Source organism: Arthrobacter sp. Soil_C_60, assembly GCF_057656375.1.
In genome coordinates this window covers 14,673-32,549 of record NZ_JBDGKM010000020.1, presented here as the reverse complement: position 1 = coordinate 32,549, position 17,877 = coordinate 14,673, and the positions used below count along the sequence as shown (strand labels likewise).

The following is a 17,877-nucleotide window of genomic DNA, read 5'->3' as shown; positions in this document are numbered from 1 at the left end:
CCGCCGAGGACGAGGGGGATGAGGTCGGCGTCGCAGGCGATTTTGCGGACGGTTTTGGGGCTGATCAGTCCGCCGAATACCGCGTCGGCGGAGGCGCCGATCTGGTTTTCCAGGTCCTGGTAGTCGATGGTGATCATGATTTGGGGGCGGTGGCCGCCGCTGGAGGGGAGCTTGTCCGTGGACAGGGCGATCTGGCAGGCGCCGACGAGGCCTTGCAGCAGTTTCTGCGGCCGGGTGGGTCCTTGCCATTCCGGATCCGCCCCCGCCCCCGGCCCGGTCCCCGCCGCCGCCTCCGCCGTGTCGGCGGTGTCGGCGGGAGCCTGCGTGTTGCCGGCTGTTGCGGGGTCTGCGGTTGTGCCGTCGTCGGGGGCGAAGGTGGTTTTGATACGCGGGTTGGTCGCGGCGTTCATGACGGTGACGAGGTATTCGTATTGTTCCGGGGTGGCGGCGATGTCCAGGCGGTGGAGGCCCTGGCGTTTGCCGCGGTAGAACACGCCTTGTTTGGCGCGGAGGAGTTCGTCGGTGGGTTCGAGTCCGTCGGGATCCAGGACTGCTTCCCAGCGTTTGATGATTTCGCGCAGGCCGTCGATGTCGGATTCGGTGGCCTGCTGGGTCAGCTGGTTTTCCATCGCGGCCAAGCCCGCGGGCGGTGCGGTGGGGCGGACGCGTTCGAGGGCGTCGCGGATGAGGGTCGCGGCCTGGCCGCTGATCTGTGACGAGGTCAGTGCGGCGCCGAGGCGTTCGAGTTTCGGTGGTGCCTGTTCTCCGGTGATCAGGGTCGAGGGCATGGTGCTGGAGCCGACGCGGAGCCGGCGTTTGGCTTCGCTACGGCTGATCTTGAGTTTCTGGCGGAGGTATTCGGCGGCGTCCTTGTATTCGGGCTTTTTCGGTGTGCCGTCCGGGCCGGTTCCCTGGACCGGGTCGGCCCAGGGGATGCGCTGGTCTGTTTCCCCTGTCTGGGCGATGTTCTGCTGTTCGACGGCGTGGGCGCCGATGACCTGGAGTTGCTCGACGGATTTGGAGATCTCTTCGATGCCGGCGACGGTGGCGGCGAGTTCCTTGGGGGATTGCAGGAGGCATTCCTGCCGGAACATGGCAGAGAATTCCTGGAGGGCGGCCTGCACGGAAGCGAGGAAGCCCGCGGGCTCCTGATGCGCTTCGACCGGTGCGATTGCCATACCTCCACGCTATAGAACACGTCTTCGAATAGCACGGAAAAAGCCCCAATGTGGAGGACAAGTGGCCGGCACGCGGGCGGCTTCGGTGGCGCGCCCAAGGGGACATGCGCCCGCGGCTTCGGTGGTGCGCTCAATGAGTGGTGCGGGGTGGTTCGGTTACAGAGTTAAGTGCGGGGTCGGAGGATGCTCAAGGGGCACGCGGGCGAAAGGTTCCTCGGGAACGCGCGCCCCACTTCGGTCAGGCCCGGCGGCGGCCGAACACCAGCGAGGCCACTGCGGTACCGGCGGTGACTGTGTAGACAGCAGGCCACGCGCCCATCTTCTTCGCCAGCGGGTGGGAGGCGCCGAACGCAGCCAGGTAGACGCCGGTCAAAGCAGCGGCGGTGCCGGTGCCGACGTCGCGCTTCCACAAGGCGAATGCGGCCGCACCGGCGGCGGCGAGCACGGCGCCGCCGAGCGGGCGGTTCTTCGTGGCGCGGGCGGTTTGGAAGCCGCCGATCAATCCGGCGCTCGTGACCAGCGGGGTCAGCAGGGAACTCATGGAATCTCCTTAGTCTGGGGCGATGCCCTCTAGCCTATCTGGAGCATAGACTGCCCCTATCTAACGGAAACTTTCCAAAGGACCCGATATGGGCACCGTCAGACGCCTGGCCGCAGATCTAAGGCTCACCGACCTCGGCCGCGCCGTGAGTATCGTCGGCTTCAACCACGACGTCCACGCCGGCACGCTGTCCGGCTTCATTGTCCGCCGGACCAGGGATGTTGTGGATATCCACCTGGACGGGATCCCGGAAACGGTTGCCGTGTCGCATGAGGCGATAGTCCTGATCCTGGAGCCGGACCGGGAGCGGGGGTCCGAGCCCGGCGGCGAGCAGGAAGCTGGCCCAAGCGGAGAACAGGGCTAGCGGGCGCTGCGAACGAGCGGCAGCCGGCCGACAGTAGAGCCAGCCAGCCCAGGCATAGGGGTTGGTAGAGCCAGCCAGCCCGGACGCAAAGGTTACTCGACGGCGTCGCTGTTCATACCGGCGTCGTTGTTCTTGTCGCCGTACTGGTGCTTCGCCTCGTCGGGGTTCACCGCGCGTTTGAGCAAGGCCGGGATCACCCACAGCAGCGCGAGCATGACCAGCAGGACGCCGCCGCCCACATAAATGGCCACCTGGTCGCCCGCCACGACGTCGAGAATGAAGGCGACGCAGCCGGTGGCCATCAGCCCGATGCCGAGCACGGCCATTTTCACGATGCGGTGCCCGTGCGCCACGGTGGAATCCTTCACATGCAGGCCAAAAAGCTTGCGGTGGATGGCCACGGGCGTGAGGATCAGGCAGGTCAGCAGGCCGGTAAACGTCAGCAGCGCGACGTACAGGCCAACTTGGTACGGCGCCAGGTCCTCGAACCGGGCCTGGAACGGCAGGGTCATGAGGAACGCGGTGATGATCTGCGCGCCGGTCTGCATGACGCGCAATTCCTGCAGCAGATCGTTCCAGTTGCGGTCGAGTTTCTCCTCGAACGTCTCGCGCCGGCCCACCGAATCTTCGTACACCTGATCGTCCGTAGCCATCTCTCAAACTTACCGCCAAAGTACGACGGCGGGAGGCTAAGTTCCAGCGAGGATTACCATTGGCGTTATGCCAAGTTCTGATTCCGAGGGTTCGTCCACGCCTGTTGCCCGGGCTGAGGCCGGGCAGGTGCCGCCCGGCACCGACTACCCGGGGCGGGAACTGATGCTGCTGCTGCAGAGCTTCACCACGGAGACGGACCGCTATATTGATGCGATGGGGCGGCGTTACGGCATGCACCGGACGGATCTGATGGCGTTATCGGCGGTGCTCGAGGCGCAGCGGGAGGGCCGCACGGTCACTCCCGGCATCCTCAGCACTCAGCTGTCGCTCAGTTCGGCGGCGACCACGGCGCTCGTGGACCGGCTGGGCAAGGCGGGGCATATGGTCCGCGAACGCAGCGGAACCGACCGCAGGCAGGTGCAGCTGGAAATCACGGACAGCGCCCGGACCGCGGGGGCTGAAATCTTCTCGCCGATGGTTGAAGAACTGATCCAGGTGGTCTCGCGGCATTCACCCGAGGAGATCGAGCTGCTGTCCACTTTCATGGGGGAGCTGCGCGACGGTCTGTTCCGGGCGCGGGAGAAAGCCGTGCGTCAGGAAGCGAGCAGTTCGGGCTCGGCCGCGGTCAGCAACGGCAGCTGAAGCACCAGCCACGGGCTGAAGGCCCACGGCGCGGCGTCCACGGCGCGGACCAGGGCGGCCGGATCCGTCCAGCGCCACTCGCACACCTCGTCCGGCGTCGGCTGCGGATCGGTTTCCAGCAGGGCTGTGTAGACCGGGCAGATTTCGTTCTCCACCACGCCGGAAGCGTCCAGCGCCCGATAGCGGAAGTCGGGCAGCACCGGCTTCAGCCCGGTGACGGCGACGCCGAGTTCCTGGGGCGCGCGCCGGATCACCGCTTCTTCCGTGGTCTCGCCCGGCGCCGGGTGGCCGCAGAACGAGTTGGTCCACACACCAGGCCAGGTCAGCTTGGTCAAGGCCCGCCGGGTGACCAGGATCTGGCCGTCCGGGTTAAAGAGGTGGCAGGAGAAGGCGAGATGCAGCGGGGTGGCCGCCGTGTGCACTTCGGACTTGTCGGCCACGCCGATGGCGGCGCCGTCGTCGTCAACCAGGACAACCTGTTCCACAGTGGACTCGCGGGACGGAAGATTGCTCATACGGGCCATCTTCCCATCTTTCCCAGTCATCCAGAGATGGGCGTGCTGCTCCGATATGCCGCCGCCCGCTGAATGATGTTGCGTGCCATGGACGGAAAGATGAGCCCGTGGAACGGGAGCACCAGCCACCAGTAGAGCTTGCCGGACAGGCCGCGCGGGAAATAGATGGCGCGCTGGCGGTAGGTGGTGCCGGTGCCGGTGCCGGCGCCAGCACCGTCATCCGAACGCTCTGCCAGCGCCGAGAGTTCCAGCCAGGCCTCGCCCGGCACCCGCATCTCGGCGCGCAGCCGCAGCACCTTGCCTGCGGGCGATTCCTCGATGGCTTCCACCCGCCACCAGTCCACTGCATCGCCCACAACCAGCCGGTCGGCATGCCGCCGCCCGCGGTTGTGCCCGGCGCCGCCCACCAGCTTGTCCAAGACGCCGCGGATCGCCCAGGCAGCCGGCCAGGAGTACCAGCCGTTGGCCCCGCCGATGCCTTCGATCACCTGCCATACGTGCTCCGGTGCCACATCGGTGCTGCGCGTGCGCTCGTCCACGAAGACCGTCTGCCCGGCCCACTCGGGGTCGCTGGGCAGCGGGTCCGACGGCGGGGCCTGCGAGGCGTTGGTCCAGCTGGTCTCCACCTCGCCGCTGGCCATCTTGCCCAGCGCCAGCTGAACCGCCGAACGGTAGCCCGTCAGTCCGCCGTCGGGCGTTGGAATGTAGTTGTCGATGTCGTGCTCGGCGGCCACTGCGTCGTGCTGGAGGGATTCCACCAGCGGCACGGCCATCGAGTGCGGGATCGGTGTGGTCAGCGCCACCCACCAGCCGGCCAGCTTCGGTGCCGGGATGGGCAGCGAGTAGACGCGCCGCCGCGCCAGCCCCGCCTGATGCGCGTAGCCGTACATGATGCCCGCATAGGTCAGCACCTCGCGTGAACCGATGTCGAAGGTGCGGTTCAGCCCTGCCGGCAGCTGCGGCGCATGGACCAGGTAGTGCAGCACGTCGCGGATGGCGATCGGCTCGATTTTCCGCCGCACCCAGCTCGGCGCGGGCATGACGGGCAGGTTTTCCGTGAGGTGGCGGATCATCTCGAAGGACGCGGAGCCTGAACCAATTACGACGCCGGCCTGCAACACCACCGCGGGCACGTCGCCTTCCAGCAGCACCCGTCCGACGGCGGTGCGCGAGCGCATGTGCCGCGAGAGTTCCACGCCCTCGGGGTGCAGTCCGCCCAGATAGACAATCCGCCCGATCTTAGCGCGGGCAGCCGCCTCGGCCACGGTCCGGGCCATCTCGAGTTCCTTGCGCTCGAAGCCCTCGCCGGAGCCCATCGAATGCACCAGATAGAAGAAGGTCTCAACGCCGTCGCATGCCCGCGCCACGGTGGCCGCATCCCGGAGGTCACCCTCGACGATCTCCACCTGGTCGTGCCATGGGACGGCCTTGAGTTTCGCGGGGGAGCGCACCAGCACGCGGACCGTGTACCCGGCGTCGAGCAGCCGCGGCACCAGCCGCCCGCCGATGTAACCAGTGGCGCCGGTGACCAGCACGCGTTGCGTCATGCGGACCGTCTCCTTCAGCCGTCCAGCTCCTTGGCGGCTGTCAGATCCTGGATGCCGCGGGAAACGGACTCCAGCTCTTCGCTTAGCTCGGCGAGCCGCTGGGTGGAATTTTCGACGGCGAGCTGGCGCACCAGTTCTTCCTGGCGGTAGCGGAGCTGGGTCATCGTGTCGGTCATCTCCCCAGTATGGCTGACCGGCAAGGCGAGGCGCTAAGCTTGCTGACTAGTTCCGGACAGTTGGCCGGGCGAGGCAGAAAGAAGCCCAACCGTGTTCGAAGCCCCCAGCATTCTGTTCTTCGAGGCAGGCCTTGCGGTCTTTGCCGCGGCGATCCTGCCCAAACTCCTGCGCAATATGCCGCTCTCCATGCCGATGGTCTTCCTCGGCGCCGGAATCCTCGCTTTCACCCTGCTCCAGAACCTCCCAGACCCGGATCCGGTCAAGTATGCAGAGTTCACCACGCATCTGACCGAAATCTGCGTCATCATCTCGCTCATGGGTGCCGGCCTTGCCCTTGACCGGCCGTTCCGCTGGCGCGAATGGTCCACGACGTGGCGCATGCTCGGGATCGTCATGCCGCTGTGCATTCTGGTGATGACGCTGCTGGGACTCTGGGTGCTGGGCCTCGGGCTGGCCGGGGCCATCCTCATTGCGGCGGCACTCGCGCCCACGGATCCGGTGCTGGCCTCCGAGGTGCAGGTGGGGGAGCCTGCCGACGCCGAAACGGACGCCAACGAGGACGAGGTCCGCTTCGGCCTGACCTCGGAAGCAGGCCTCAACGACGGGCTGGCCTTCCCCTTTGTTTATCTGGCCATCGTGATGAGTCTGGTCGGAACGGCTCCGGAAGCCTGGTTCCCGCAGTGGTTCGCCGTCGACGTGGTGTGGCGGATCGGCGTCGGAGTGCTGCTCGGTTTCGGCACGGGCAAGCTGCTGAGCCGGATTTTCTTCGCGGCGCGCTACAAGAGCCTGCGGCTGTCAGACCATTCCGAGGGCTTCGTTGCGCTGGCTGCCACGTTCCTCGCCTATGGCGTGGCCGAGATGGTGGAGGGCTACGGTTTCATCGCAGTGTTCGTCTGCGCGGTCACCATCCGTTCAGCGGAGCACACCCACGGGTACCACAAGGTCCTGCATAGCTACGTGGAGCAGCTCGAACGGTTGATGACCGTCGTCATCCTGGTACTCCTCGGCGGCGCAATCGCGCGCGGCCTGCTGGCGGGAATCGGCTGGATCGAGGTGCTGGTGGCGCTTGCGTTCCTGCTGCTGATCCGTCCGCTGGCCGGGTGGCTGGGCCTGCTGCGCAGCAGGCCCGGACCGCGCGAACGCCTCGCCATCGCCTATTTCGGAATCCGCGGGATCGGCTCGCTCTACTATCTGGGGTATGCCCTCAGCCACGGGGAGTTCGACGCCGAAGCGCGCGAGCTCTGGGCCGTCGTCGGGCTGGTGGTGGCGATGTCCATCGTCCTGCACGGCGCCACCACGGCGCCCCTGATGAACCGGCTGGATGCCCTGCGCAAGAAGGAAGCCCTCCGGCAGTTCGGTGACGAAAACCAAGCCCCCAACACCACGGTGTGACAAACAACGACGGCGGCTGGCAGCTCGCGCTGCGATCCCACCTTGGCAGCCTTGGCAACGGAGATACTAAGCTTGCTGAATTTCGCGCTGAGCTAAGTCAGCGGTATTGCGTGGACGGCCAGCGCTGGTGTGGCTAGGTTGGAGGAAGTGGCGTGCCGATACGCGGCGCACCGAGTAAGGAGGTTTTTGATGGCTGCAAAGGACCGATCGAAGGCAGGCTTTACCGTACCGGGACTCTCGCTCGAGGATGGCTACAAGGTGGGCGAAACGCTGCAGATGCGGCTGCACGCCCTGAATGACCTGCAGCTGACCCTCAAGCACGCACACTGGAATGTGGTGGGCCGCGATTTCATCGGCGTCCACGAAATGCTGGACCCGCAGATCGAGCAGGTCCGCGCCATGATCGACGCGGTCGCCGAGCGCATGGCCACCCTGGGGGTTTCGCCCAACGGCCTGCCCGGCGCCATGGTCAAGGCCCGCAGCTGGGACGACTACTCCATCAACCGCGCCGGCACCGCCGAGCATCTTGCCGCGCTGAATGTCGTCTACAACGGCGTGGTGGAGGATCACCGCAAGGCCATTGAGACGGTCGGCGAGCTCGATCCCATCACAGAGGACATGCTGATCGGCCAGACGGCGGAGCTTGAACTGTTCCAGTGGTTCATGCGCGCGCACCTGGAGAACGCCGGCGGCGACCTCTCCACCGAGGGTGCCAAGACCGAGAAGGACGCGGCGGCGAAGAGCAAGGGCTCCAAGTCCAAGTAACGCGAAGAAGCTCCTGGCCGCAGGAACGTTGACGGCGGCAGGCTGACCGCAGGACACTGACGGCAGGAGTCTGGCCCGGCGGCCCTCTGGATTTTCCGGAGGGCCGCCGGGCTTTTCGCGTGTCCGCCCCGACAGCCAGGCGGGCCCTAACCTTCGGCGTTGATGAAGCCGACAATGATTGCCGTCCACCAAGCCGTCTGCGAGATCAGCGCGCAGGAGACCATGTGGAACCGCTGGCCCAGCGGCAGCTTCGCGAAGGTGGTGCTCGGCGGCATCCTGACCAGCCGCTTCATCAGCGGAATCAGCATGATTCCGTTGAGCGTCGCGATCAGCACCGCGGCAAGTTTCACCTGCGTCAATGGTTCGGTCAGCACCGGGTTCAGGAACACGCCTGTGGCGAGCAGGCCGGCGAGTCCGCCCCAGATCAAGGTCCCGGCTGCCCCGTCCAGCCGGATGGTTTCGCTCAGTTCCCGCCGGCCTAGCAGCCAGAGGAAACCGTGCCAGTCCACCAGGATGATGGCGCCGAATGCCACCACCAGGAACAGGATGTGCAGCACCAGGGCGATGGTGAAGAGCGCGCCCTCGGTCCGCACGATGGATGAAAGGTAGACCGACAATGCCCAAGCGACAACGCCGGCAAGGACCAGCGCAGCCACCAACTTCCTAATGTCGCTCTCCGTCGCCGGCTTGCTCAGCCGGCGGTTTGCGGTTGCAAAAGTGCCCATAACGATCCTCCAGGGTGACGTTTCCGAGCCCCCTGAGACTGAGCAACAACACCTCCAGATTGAGAGACGCACAAGACCCCCAAACGGTTCAATACACTGATCGATGTACTATAAAGGTGTGGAAACGCTCGTTCATTCTTCGGTACTGTCCCGGTTCGGCTTCGCCCTATCCGACCCAACGCGCGCACGGATACTGCTGGCGCTGCGGGATGCCCCTACCTATCCGAGCGATCTGGCGGAATTGATCGGCGTCAGCCGGCAGAGCCTGTCGAACCACTTGGCGTGCCTGCGCGGTTGTGGACTGGTGGTCTCCGTTCCCGAAGGCCGCCGTGCACGCTACGAACTGGCCGATCCGAAACTGGGCCATGCTCTGACGGATCTGCTGGGTGTGGTGCTGGCTGTCGACCCGGCCTGCTGCAGGATTAGCGAAGCGGAGGGGTGCTGCTGATGCCCGCCCCCAAGACAGATTCCCTGTTGGTGGCTTCCAACGAACGACGGCGGGTGCTGTCCCGGCGAATCCGGTTCTTCGTCGCTGCCACCATCACCTACAACGTGATCGAAGCAGTGGTGGCGCTCGCTGCCGGCACCGCAGCCTCATCCAGCGCGCTGATCGGCTTCGGCCTGGATTCCGTCATCGAAGTTTCCTCGGCCGCCGCCGTAGCGTGGCAGTTCGCCGGCCGCGATCCGGAAGCGCGGGAGAAGAAGGCCCTGCGCTTCATTGCGTTCTCGTTCTTCGCGCTGGCCGCCTTCGTCACGGTCGACGCGCTCCGGTCCCTGTTGGGCGCACGCGAACCTGACCATTCGAGTGTGGGCATCGTACTGGCCGCCGTCAGCTTGGTGATCATGCCGTTGCTGTCCTGGGCGCAGCGCCGCGCCGGCCGGGAACTGGGCTCGCGTTCCGCCGTGGCCGATTCCAAACAGACCCTGCTTTGCTCCTACCTGTCCGGTGTGCTGCTGGTGGGTCTCCTGCTGAATAGTTTGTTTGGCTGGTCCTGGGCTGATCCGGTGGCAGCCTTGGTCATCGCCGCAATCGCTCTGAAAGAAGGGCTGGAGGCATGGAAAGGTGACGCGTGCTGCGCCCCGGGATTCCACTTCGATGTGGACGGCGATGCCGACAGCCAGGCGCCGGCAACAACCCCGCCTGCATGCTGCAGCCCCGACTAGACTCAACCCGAGAAGCTCGCGCAACTAAAAGGAACAACCCCGTGACAGTCAAGTCCACCATCAGCCTGCCCAACAAGATCGCCATAGGCATCATCGTCGCCACCGTGGTGGCGGTTATTGGCATCGTTGCCCTCATCAATACCAAGGACGCCGCTACACAAACAGCCCCGATGGAAGCCTCCGAGGTGGTGCGGACCGACAGCCACCGGTTGTCCGCAGCCGAGGATGAAAAGGCGGTCCTGGTTGAGTTCCTGGACTTCGAGTGCGAATCGTGCCTCGCCGCCTACCCGTTCATCGAGGAGTTGCGCGGCAAATACGAGGGTGAGCTGACCATCGTCAGCCGCTACTTCCCCCTGGCCGGCCATCCCAACTCCATGAATGCGGCCCTTGCCGTGGAAGCAGCCGCCCAGCAGGGCAAATTCGAGGACATGTACCACCGGATGTTCGAAACCCAGAAAGAGTGGTCGCACTCCGCGGACTCCCGGGCAGCGACGTTCCGCGGCTACGCCGAGGACCTCGGTCTCGATCTGGCAGCTTACGACGACGCCGTAGCCGATCCTGCTACCGCCGCCCGCATCGAGCAGGACAAGAATGACGGCACCGCCCTCGGAGTTTCCGGCACACCGACCTTCTTCCTCGACGGCGAGCTCATCGAACCCTCCAGTCTCGAAGAATTCGAACAACTCGTGAAGGACTCCATCGCGAACTAGCCCGGCGGCATAACCACGGCGATCGTTCTCTGCACCGGAATAGGTACCGGTGCCCGGCTGCGGTTGGGGGATACGGCCGGGCACCGGAGCTTGATCGTTGGCCCGAGGTCATCTTCCCGGCGATCAAGACGGACATAGTCTTACCGGCCCGGCTTGTAAAAACCCGAACACTCAATTGGAGGGGTTTTCAATCCCCAAAGCGTCCCAAAACTGAGGGTGGCTACAAAGTGCTGGAGCCGCGCGTGCGGAACGCCTGCAATGATTGGGCTGTGATTACTGAACACGCGCTGTTGCCGGTCCGTCCAGGCCAGGAAGCCGCTTTCGAAGCGGCCTTCCGGGAAGCGTCCGCCATCATTTCCGCGATGCCGGGCTTTGGCAAGCTCTCACTGTCCCGGTGCATGGAACAGGGCAGCAAATACCTGCTGCTGGTCGAATGGGACCGGCTTGAAGACCATACCGAGGGCTTCCGCGGATCCTCTGAGTACCAGCAGTGGAAGAAACTTCTGCACCATTTCTACGAGCCGTTCCCCGTCGTGGAGCACTACTCGCAGGTCGTCACAGCTACTTAGCCTCGACCTCCACGAAGACAAATTCGCCCGGCCCCGGGTTGACCACGTTGTGTTCGCTGCCCGCGGCCCTTGTGTAGGACTGCCCGGCGGTCAGCTGGTTCACGGAGTCGCCGTCGTTAGTCTGCAGTTGCAGCTCCCCGGTAGTCATCGGCACGACGACGTAGTCCAGCTCGTGCCGATGCCAACCCGTCTCCGTCCCGGGCGGGAACTTCCACTCGGTGACGCGGAACTGCTCGTTGTCGATCTGGACCGTGGCGATGGCCTTGTTGCCCAATCTGTCCTCCATCTCATTTTGCCTGCACTCCCAACTTACCCAGCGCCAACGCGGAAAGGCCGCTAACGCCGCGGTGCCGGTAAGGCATACCCGGCAAACGCGGCGTCAGCGGCGGCTCCTCGGTTCGCGTCAGACTGCTAGCCTCCGGCGGATGAAGGCGGAAACCTGGTCCACCACGATGATGAGGATCAGGACCACGATGATGTGGGTGAGCATCTCGTCGAATTGGAAGGACTTGATGGACTGGTTGATCAGCAGTCCGATGCCGCCGGCTCCGACGAGTCCGAGCACCAGCGATGAGCGCACATTCACATCGAAACGGTAGAGCAGCAGCCCGATGAACTGGGGCGTGGCCATGGGGATGGTCGCGTTGGCGACTTGCTGAAGCCGGCTGGCGCCAGCTGTGCGCAGTGCCTCCTGCGGGCCTTGGTCGATTTCCTCCATTGATTCGGCCCACAGCTTTCCCATGACCCCGGTGTTGTGGCAGATCAGCGCAAGCACGCCGGCGAAGGGGCCGAGGCCGACGGCGGTAACGAAGATCAGTGCGAACACGATGTCCGGTACGGCACGGAAAAAGGACAAGACGGAACGCGCCGCCTGGTAGACCGCTCGGTTGGGCGAAGTTGTGTTGGCAGCCAGAACTGCCAGCAGCAAGGCGGTGGGGATGGAGATGGTGGTGCCCAGGAGACCGATCCACAGCGTGACCAGAGTGGCCTCAAGGCTGGGTTTCAGGACTTCCTGCCAGTTCAGGTCAGGCGGGAAGGCATCGCTGATGAAGCGGGCCATGCCCTCCCACCCCTGCACTAGCAGCGCGGGCCGGAAGCCGGTGCTTTGAAAGGCCAGGACATGCAGCACGACAAGAACGACGACGGCGGCAGCCAGGCCACCGCGGCGCAACCCACGTGCCGGATCAGCAGGGACAGGCAGCTTCGCTACGGTGCGGCTGTCGGCGTCGTCGTTCGCCCTGTTCTTGGTGTTGATGCTCATGCCGCCTCACCGCGATCGGGGGAGTACAGCAGATCCTGCATGTCGGAGGTCAGCTTGCCGACCCTATCGTTGAAGATGATTCTGCCTTTGAGCAGGCCGATGGCCCGGTCAGCGTGGCGCAGCGCCAGATCGGGCTGGTGCAGCACGGCGGCGACCGCCAGGTTTTCCCGGTGGGCCAGATCGCCGAGCAGGCTCATGACTTGCTCGGCGGCATGCGGATCCAGTGCGGAAACCGGCTCGTCCGCCAAAACTACCTGCGCTCGCTGGCAGAGTGCGCGGGCCACGGCAACGCGCTGCTGCTGGCCGCCGGACAGCCGTCCCACGCGGTCCAGGGCGCGGTCGGCCATGCCCACACGGTCCAGGCAGGCCATGGCTTCCTCCTTCAGGCCCTTGGGGAAGAACGCCGGGCTGAGCGAGCGGGCGGCGGACAGGCGGGCGAGTCCTCCGGCGCAAACGTTTTCCAACGCCGAGCGCCGCGGCACCAGGTGGATCTTCTGAAAGACCATGGCGGCGTGCCGGCGGGCGCGGAGCAGGTGCTGGCCACGAAGGCCGGACAGGTCCGAACCGGACAACTCGATGCTGCCGCCGTCCGGTTCGGTCAGCCCCATCACGCACCTGAGCGTGGTTGACTTGCCCGAACCGTTGGCGCCCAGGAAGGCAACCAGTTCGCCCGCGCGGACGGAGAAATCGATACCGTCCAGCACGGTGCGGCCGGAAAACTGCTTGGTCAGCCGGGTGACGTTCAGCAGCGGTGCGTCGAAGGGGTCCAATGGTACCGGCATTTCAGCCAGACAGGCTGTGCCGGATGGGTGGGAAATGCGGGCATTCATCAGGCGTCCTCCTCCGTCAGTCCCATGGTGTTGGCCAGATCGAAGAGCGGCTGGTATGTCTCCTTGGACACCTCGACCATGGGGCCGGGAGGCGTCACGTCCAGGAAGGCGCCGACCTCGGCGATGGCTTCGGGCGGGAGGTTGAGCAGGGCGTCCTTGACCGCCTGCTTGAATGCCGGGTCGGCATCGCCGGCCACCGTGATCGGGTCGTTGGGGATGGTGTCCGACTTCCAGATCTGGCGGAAGCCGGACTCGTCGAAGGTGCCTTCGGCTTCCGCGGTGGCGAGCGTCTGGGAGTTGATTTGTGCGGCGTCGACGGTGCCGTTGACCAGGGCCAGCAAGGCTTCCGGATGGCCGCCGGCATAATTCATGTTCAGCTCGGCTTCCTCGATGCCGGCCTCCCGCAGGGCGAAGCGGGGCAGCACGTCACCGGAGGTGGAGCCCACGCTGCCCAGCGCCAGATCCTTGCCGCGAAGGTTCTCCACCGTCTGGATCGGCGAGTCCTTCGGTACCCAAATACCGCCGGTGTAGCCGCTGAGTTCGCCGTCGGCAGTACCGAAGGAAGCCAGCGGTTCGGCGCCGGCCTGCTGGCTCGCGAAGACGTAGCCCAACGGACCGAACTGGCCCAGCTGCAGCTTGCCGTTGCGCATGGCCAGCACCTCGGCGGCGTAGTCCTCGACCACCTGCACGTTGACCGGGCAATCGAGTTCCTCCGCCAGTGCGTCGGCCAGGACACGGTAGGCCGGTTCCAGCTTGGCCGGATCTTCGAAGGGCTCGATGCCGAACTCGATGGCGCCGCCGGGACAGGTGGCGGAGGCCGTGCCCGCCTCTGCGGCATCGGAAGAGGTGCCGCAGGCGGTCAGCGTCAGGCCGGCAGCGGCAAGGGACAGGAAAACAAACGGTTTGAGTTTGGTTTTGGAGGGCATGGGGGGAGTCCTTTGGGTTGGAAGAGTTTGCGGTGGCGGAGGTTAGGACAGCGTGGCGAGGTTGCGTTCGGCCAGGCCGAAGGACACGGTCATGCCGATGCCGGAGGTGACCGAGACCGCCGTGACGCCGGGCGCAACGTCACGGACGAACAGCGGGCCGGTATCGCTGGAGGCATAGATTCCCTGCCAGCGCTCTTTGACGGTCAGCTCGTCGAGGCCCAGGACGGATTGGATTTCCGCAAGCAGCCGCGAGCTGGTTGCCTCGGTCAGGAAGGGATCCTGGGTGAGGTGGTAGCTGTGTGAATCGCCAAGCAGCAGGGTGCCGTCCGGCCGCTGGGTAAACATGACATTCGCGCCGACCTCCAGCAGTTCGGGTGCCGCGGCGGCAATCTCCTCGCGCAGCGCCTGGGCCGAGGGGACCTCCGTGAAGGCGTCATAGCGCAGCATGGACGTTGCGGTGAGGACGGCCGGTTCCAGTTCGACCCCGGCGGGATGTTCGGCCAGGGCCATCTGCAGGGCGCAGCGTCGGATGCCGTGTTCGGCGGCGGCCTGCGGGAACAAATAGTCCACATCGTGTCCTACACAGACGAACATCCGGTCCGCCTCAAAGACGCCGCGGTTGGTCCGGACCGCCGCAGTCCTTGTTGCCCCGGCCCCGAAGCCGGCGGCGGAGGTGTTCCACAGGACCGTGACGTTTGGTTGCTGCGACAGCCAGCCGGCCAGTTCGGCGACAGTAGTCCGCGGGTCCACCCGCAGATCGTCCCGGAGCCAGGCGCCGCCAAGAATCGATTCGATGGCAGCGCCATCGGTGCGGAGCCGGCCCCGGACGTCTTCGGCGTCCAGCATGAGAATTTGTCCAGGCTCGCGCAGGCCGGATAGTTCCTGCAGGACTGCCAGTTCGGTCGCCGTGCGAGCAACGACGACGGCGCCGGATTCCGCTGCCCAGAAACCGACCCGAGCGGCAAAATCGAGCCAGTGCTTACGCCCGGTTTGGGCCAGTTCGTATAGTTCGCCCGACTGCGCCGTAATGCAGCAGTGGCCGAAGTTGCGGACGGACGCGCCGACTGCGCGGTCGTCCCGGTCGATGACGGTGACCGTGAGTCCACGGTCGGCGGCCAGGGCCGCGTGGGCCAGGCCGATAATGCCGGCACCGACGATCAGGACGTCGGTGGAGGCTGGTTGGAGAGGGGTTCCGGTGTTCACGCTTTCGATACTGGCGGCACCGGGACCGGGCGATCAAGCCCGAACGGCACTTGTATGGACAAGTTCACCAAGGCTTTCTTTTCGGGCGGTTCTGTTCACGAGAAGTTCACCATTCTCTGCACCAAATCACGCAGCTGGCGGCGACCCAACTTGTATTATCAACTTGTGAATAACCTCCCCGACCAGCCCAAACACCAGCAGTTGAGCGCTGAGTTCCGGCACCGCATCACCACCGGTGTGTGGCCGGAAGGGTCCCAGCTTCCCAGTGAGGCCGAGCTCTGCCGCGAATTCGGGACATCGCGCGGACCGGTGCGCCAGGCCCTGTCCACGCTCCGCAGCGAGGGCGTGGTGACGGGTGGACGCGGCCGTCCGCCCATGGTGCGCGGCGCCGTGCAGTCGCAGTCGTTTTCAACTTTCATGTCCTTTACGGAGTGGGCGTATTCCATTGGCATGACTCCGGGGCAGCGGACGTATGAGATTGCCCGCCGGCCAGCCGGCCCCCAGGCGGCCGATCAGCTGGACCTGGCAGCCGGAACATCCGTGGTCGAAGTGCTCCGGCTGCGTCTGCTGGACGACACACCCGCGATGGTCGAGCGCACCAGTTTCGTGCTCGACGTCGGCCGGCTGCTCTTCGATTTCGACGCCGACAGCGGCTCCATCTTCAACTACCTGCGGAGCCAAGGCGTTGACCTCAGCCGCGCGCGCCGCACCATCGACGCCGTCGCCGCCGGCCCCGAGGATGCCGGCATGCTTCAGGTTGCTGAGGGCACGCCCCTGCTGCGCGAACGCCGGCTGACCTCGTCGGCGGACGGCCGCCGGATTGAGTATTCGGAGGACCGCTACCTGCCCGCCCTGACCAACTTCACCATCGAAAACACCAGTGAACACCGCGCCACCCTGGTGCGGATCGCCACCTCTGCCTAAGGAGCCGAAATGATTGAACTCGCAGTATTCGACATGGCCGGAACAACGGTCGACGAGCACGGAGACGTCTACACCGCGCTGGGAGACAGCGTCCGCGAAACGGGTGTCGAAGTATCGCCGGCGCACCTGCAGGAATGGATGGGGGTGGATAAGACCGAAGCCATCGCTGCGCTCATCGAGCTTGGCGGCGGCGTCGCGACCCCGGAACTGGTGGCGCGGACCTTCGACCGCTTCCGCGAGATCCTCGCCGCCGCCTATGACGCCAACCCGCCGGTGGCACTTCCCGGTGTGGAAGATGCCCTTCGAGAGCTCAAATCCCGCGGCATCAAGGTGGCCCTGACAACCGGATTTTCCGCCGACGTCGCCGGCCCGCTGCTGCAGGGACTCGGCTGGGGCATCGGCGACGACGAGCTGCTGGACGCCGTCGTTACTTCGGATCAGGTGGCCGCCGGCCGCCCCGCACCCTACCTGATCCACCGCGCCATGGAGCGCACCGGCGTCCATGACGTGCGCAAGGTCCTCTCCGCCGGCGACACCGCGGTGGACCTGCTCGCCGGGGTCAACGCCGGGGTGGTCGCCGTGGGCGTGCTCACCGGAAAGCTGGGGCGCGACGAGATGGCGCGGAACCCGCACAGCTACATCCTTGACGGGGTGAAAGATGTCCCGGCGCTCGCCGAAATGCAGCCAGCATAGCTAGGCTGTGGTTGATGGACACCAATGAGATTCTGCTGCAGCGTGCCGGCCGCCTCGGGCACATCATCCTGAACCGGCCCAAGGCCATCAATGCGCTCAATGACTCGATGATCACCGCGATCACGGCCGCGCTCCAGGAGTGGGCAACGGACGACGGCGTCGAAACCGTCCTGCTCTCGGGCGCGGGTGAGCGCGGGCTGTGCGCCGGCGGCGACATCGTCGCGATCTACCGCCACATCCAGGCCGGCGCGGAGAAGGAAGTGTTCTGGGAAGACGAGTACCGGATGAACTCGCTGATCTCGCGCTACCCTAAGCCGATCGTCGCGCTCATGGACGGTGTGGTGCTCGGCGGCGGCATCGGCCTCTCCGCCCACGCCTCGCACCGCGTGGTGACAGAGCGGACCACGGTCGGCATGCCGGAAACGCGCATCGGTTTCATTCCCGACGTCGGGGGCTGCTTCCTGTATTCGAGGGCACCGGGGGAGCTGGGCACCCACCTGGGTCTCACCGCCGGGACCGGTAACGGGGCGGACGCGATTCTGCTGGGCCTGGCCGACTACTACGTCGACAGCGCCGACCTGCCGGAGCTGGCTGCGGCGCTCGCCGACACCCCCGCGGAAGAAGCTATCGCGAGGTTCGCGCACAAGGAGGTGCCGCCGTCGGGCCTTGAAAAGGAACGGCTCTGGATTGACGCCTGCTATGCGTACGACGACGCCGAAGAGATCCTCACCGCGCTGCAGGAATCCGGCGAACCCAACGCCCGGGAGGCAGCCGCGGAGCTCGCCGCCAAATCGCCGACCTCCGTGAAACTCACACTCGAAGCGTTGCGCCGGGCCCGCGGGATGGACACGCTTGAGGAAGTGCTGGACCAGGACTACCGCCTGGGCATCCGCCTGCTCGCAGCGCCCGACTTTGCCGAGGGGGTCCGCGCGCAGGTCATTGACAAGGACCGCAACCCGAAGTGGAAGCCCGCCAGCTTGGCCGAGGTGGACCGCGAAACGGTGGAGTCCTACTTCGCCGACCTCGGCGAAGACGAACTCGGACTCGGTTCTGCGCAGCTGCCGGCCGGCCGGACGAAGGCATAATCAGCGGGCAGC

The 17,877-nt window shown here is 65.6% G+C and carries 23 protein-coding genes; 11 read left to right on the top strand and 12 right to left on the bottom strand.

Going from position 1 to position 17,877, the window contains the following annotated elements; translation table 11 throughout:
- Both AC3A4M_RS22655 and AC3A4M_RS22650 read right to left on the bottom strand, forming a co-directional pair.
- Nucleotides 1-1,178 (bottom strand): DUF222 domain-containing protein (locus tag AC3A4M_RS22655; RefSeq protein WP_498738864.1); only part of this gene is annotated, 1,178 nt, incomplete at its 3' end.
- Between the two features lie 238 nt (nt 1,179-1,416).
- The gene (locus tag AC3A4M_RS22650; protein WP_498738863.1) at nt 1,417-1,719 is read right to left on the bottom strand and encodes a hypothetical protein; all 303 of its coding nucleotides are present in this window, start codon (nt 1,717-1,719) and stop codon (nt 1,417-1,419) included.
- A gap of 88 nt (nt 1,720-1,807) precedes the next feature.
- On the opposite strand from AC3A4M_RS22650, the gene AC3A4M_RS22645 reads away from it, so the two are divergent.
- Nucleotides 1,808-2,083, top strand: a complete 276-nt coding sequence (locus AC3A4M_RS22645; protein WP_498738860.1) for a hypothetical protein — start codon at nt 1,808-1,810, stop codon at nt 2,081-2,083.
- A gap of 92 nt (nt 2,084-2,175) precedes the next feature.
- Here AC3A4M_RS22645 and AC3A4M_RS22640 read toward each other — a convergent pair whose 3' ends face one another.
- Entirely contained in the window at nt 2,176-2,736 is a 561-nt protein-coding gene (locus tag AC3A4M_RS22640) for a DUF6328 family protein (protein ID WP_498738857.1), read from the bottom strand.
- A 67-nt stretch (nt 2,737-2,803) separates the two neighbouring features.
- On the opposite strand from AC3A4M_RS22640, the gene AC3A4M_RS22635 reads away from it, so the two are divergent.
- On the top strand, nt 2,804-3,379 hold the full coding sequence (locus tag AC3A4M_RS22635; protein WP_498738855.1) for a MarR family winged helix-turn-helix transcriptional regulator: 576 nt from the start codon (nt 2,804-2,806) through the stop codon (nt 3,377-3,379).
- On the opposite strand, the gene idi is transcribed toward AC3A4M_RS22635, so the two are convergent.
- Genes idi through AC3A4M_RS22620 form a run of 3 tightly spaced genes read right to left on the bottom strand, consistent with a single transcriptional unit; the run spans nt 3,331 to nt 5,617 of the window.
- Nucleotides 3,331-3,894, bottom strand: a complete 564-nt coding sequence (gene idi / locus AC3A4M_RS22630; RefSeq protein WP_498738854.1) for an isopentenyl-diphosphate Delta-isomerase — start codon at nt 3,892-3,894, stop codon at nt 3,331-3,333. The two genes, AC3A4M_RS22635 and idi, sit on opposite strands and share 49 nt — an antisense overlap.
- Before the next feature lie 26 nt (nt 3,895-3,920).
- The gene (locus AC3A4M_RS22625; RefSeq protein WP_498738852.1) at nt 3,921-5,441 is read right to left on the bottom strand and encodes an SDR family oxidoreductase; all 1,521 of its coding nucleotides are present in this window, start codon (nt 5,439-5,441) and stop codon (nt 3,921-3,923) included.
- Nucleotides 5,442-5,455: 14 nt separating this feature from the next.
- Nucleotides 5,456-5,617 carry a hypothetical protein gene (locus AC3A4M_RS22620; protein WP_498738849.1) on the bottom strand — a complete coding sequence of 54 codons (162 nt, stop codon included), beginning with the start codon at nt 5,615-5,617 and terminating at the stop codon, nt 5,456-5,458.
- 91 nt (nt 5,618-5,708) lie between these two features.
- Between AC3A4M_RS22620 and AC3A4M_RS22615 the strand changes: the two genes are divergently transcribed.
- Both AC3A4M_RS22615 and AC3A4M_RS22610 read left to right on the top strand, forming a co-directional pair.
- Complete coding sequence (locus AC3A4M_RS22615; RefSeq protein WP_498738847.1) at nt 5,709-7,010, top strand: cation:proton antiporter; 1,302 nt, start codon at nt 5,709-5,711, stop codon at nt 7,008-7,010.
- A 189-nt stretch (nt 7,011-7,199) separates the two neighbouring features.
- Nucleotides 7,200-7,775: a Dps family protein gene (locus AC3A4M_RS22610; RefSeq protein ID WP_498738845.1), complete on the top strand. Its 576-nt coding sequence runs from the start codon at nt 7,200-7,202 to the stop codon at nt 7,773-7,775.
- Between the two features lie 146 nt (nt 7,776-7,921).
- On the opposite strand, the gene AC3A4M_RS22605 is transcribed toward AC3A4M_RS22610, so the two are convergent.
- Nucleotides 7,922-8,500, bottom strand: coding sequence for a hypothetical protein (locus AC3A4M_RS22605; RefSeq protein ID WP_498738843.1), 579 nt, complete (start codon nt 8,498-8,500; stop codon nt 7,922-7,924).
- 118 nt (nt 8,501-8,618) lie between these two features.
- On the opposite strand from AC3A4M_RS22605, the gene AC3A4M_RS22600 reads away from it, so the two are divergent.
- The 4 genes from AC3A4M_RS22600 (at nt 8,619) to AC3A4M_RS22585 (ending at nt 10,943) form a co-directional block, all read left to right on the top strand.
- Complete coding sequence (locus tag AC3A4M_RS22600) at nt 8,619-8,948, top strand: ArsR/SmtB family transcription factor (protein ID WP_498738842.1); 330 nt, start codon at nt 8,619-8,621, stop codon at nt 8,946-8,948.
- Nucleotides 8,948-9,664 (top strand): cation efflux transmembrane domain-containing protein, encoded by a 717-nt coding sequence (locus AC3A4M_RS22595; RefSeq protein ID WP_498738840.1) that lies wholly within the window; start codon nt 8,948-8,950, stop codon nt 9,662-9,664. The genes AC3A4M_RS22600 and AC3A4M_RS22595 overlap by 1 nt, the downstream gene beginning before the upstream one ends.
- A 41-nt stretch (nt 9,665-9,705) precedes the next feature.
- Nucleotides 9,706-10,374, top strand: coding sequence for a DsbA family protein (locus AC3A4M_RS22590; protein ID WP_498738839.1), 669 nt, complete (start codon nt 9,706-9,708; stop codon nt 10,372-10,374).
- Nucleotides 10,375-10,643: 269 nt separating this feature from the next.
- The gene (locus tag AC3A4M_RS22585) at nt 10,644-10,943 is read left to right on the top strand and encodes an antibiotic biosynthesis monooxygenase family protein (protein WP_498738837.1); all 300 of its coding nucleotides are present in this window, start codon (nt 10,644-10,646) and stop codon (nt 10,941-10,943) included.
- Here AC3A4M_RS22585 and AC3A4M_RS22580 read toward each other — a convergent pair.
- The 5 genes from AC3A4M_RS22580 to AC3A4M_RS22560 all read right to left on the bottom strand — a co-directional run bounded on the left by AC3A4M_RS22580 (nt 10,936) and on the right by AC3A4M_RS22560 (nt 15,163).
- Complete coding sequence (locus AC3A4M_RS22580) at nt 10,936-11,229, bottom strand: cupin domain-containing protein (protein ID WP_498738835.1); 294 nt, start codon at nt 11,227-11,229, stop codon at nt 10,936-10,938. The two genes, AC3A4M_RS22585 and AC3A4M_RS22580, sit on opposite strands and share 8 nt — an antisense overlap.
- 117 nt (nt 11,230-11,346) lie before the next feature.
- Nucleotides 11,347-12,204 (bottom strand): phosphonate ABC transporter, permease protein PhnE, encoded by an 858-nt coding sequence (gene phnE / locus AC3A4M_RS22575; protein ID WP_498738833.1) that lies wholly within the window; start codon nt 12,202-12,204, stop codon nt 11,347-11,349.
- Entirely contained in the window at nt 12,201-13,034 is an 834-nt protein-coding gene (locus AC3A4M_RS22570) for a phosphonate ABC transporter ATP-binding protein (RefSeq protein WP_498738832.1), read from the bottom strand. The genes phnE and AC3A4M_RS22570 overlap by 4 nt, the downstream gene beginning before the upstream one ends.
- Nucleotides 13,034-13,960 carry a phosphate/phosphite/phosphonate ABC transporter substrate-binding protein gene (locus AC3A4M_RS22565; RefSeq protein WP_498738831.1) on the bottom strand — a complete coding sequence of 309 codons (927 nt, stop codon included), beginning with the start codon at nt 13,958-13,960 and terminating at the stop codon, nt 13,034-13,036. Before AC3A4M_RS22565 ends, AC3A4M_RS22570 begins: the two co-directional genes overlap by 1 nt.
- A gap of 42 nt (nt 13,961-14,002) precedes the next feature.
- Nucleotides 14,003-15,163, bottom strand: a complete 1,161-nt coding sequence (locus AC3A4M_RS22560; RefSeq protein WP_498738829.1) for a TIGR03364 family FAD-dependent oxidoreductase — start codon at nt 15,161-15,163, stop codon at nt 14,003-14,005.
- A gap of 165 nt (nt 15,164-15,328) precedes the next feature.
- Between AC3A4M_RS22560 and AC3A4M_RS22555 the strand changes: the two genes are divergently transcribed.
- Genes AC3A4M_RS22555 through AC3A4M_RS22545 form a run of 3 tightly spaced genes read left to right on the top strand, consistent with a single transcriptional unit; the run spans nt 15,329 to nt 17,865 of the window.
- Entirely contained in the window at nt 15,329-16,087 is a 759-nt protein-coding gene (locus AC3A4M_RS22555) for a GntR family transcriptional regulator (protein ID WP_498738828.1), read from the top strand.
- A 9-nt stretch (nt 16,088-16,096) separates the two neighbouring features.
- Nucleotides 16,097-16,780: a phosphonatase-like hydrolase gene (locus AC3A4M_RS22550; protein ID WP_498738826.1), complete on the top strand. Its 684-nt coding sequence runs from the start codon at nt 16,097-16,099 to the stop codon at nt 16,778-16,780.
- Nucleotides 16,781-16,794: 14 nt separating this feature from the next.
- Complete coding sequence (locus tag AC3A4M_RS22545; RefSeq protein WP_498738824.1) at nt 16,795-17,865, top strand: enoyl-CoA hydratase/isomerase family protein; 1,071 nt, start codon at nt 16,795-16,797, stop codon at nt 17,863-17,865.
- Nucleotides 17,866-17,877 lie beyond the last annotated feature (12 nt).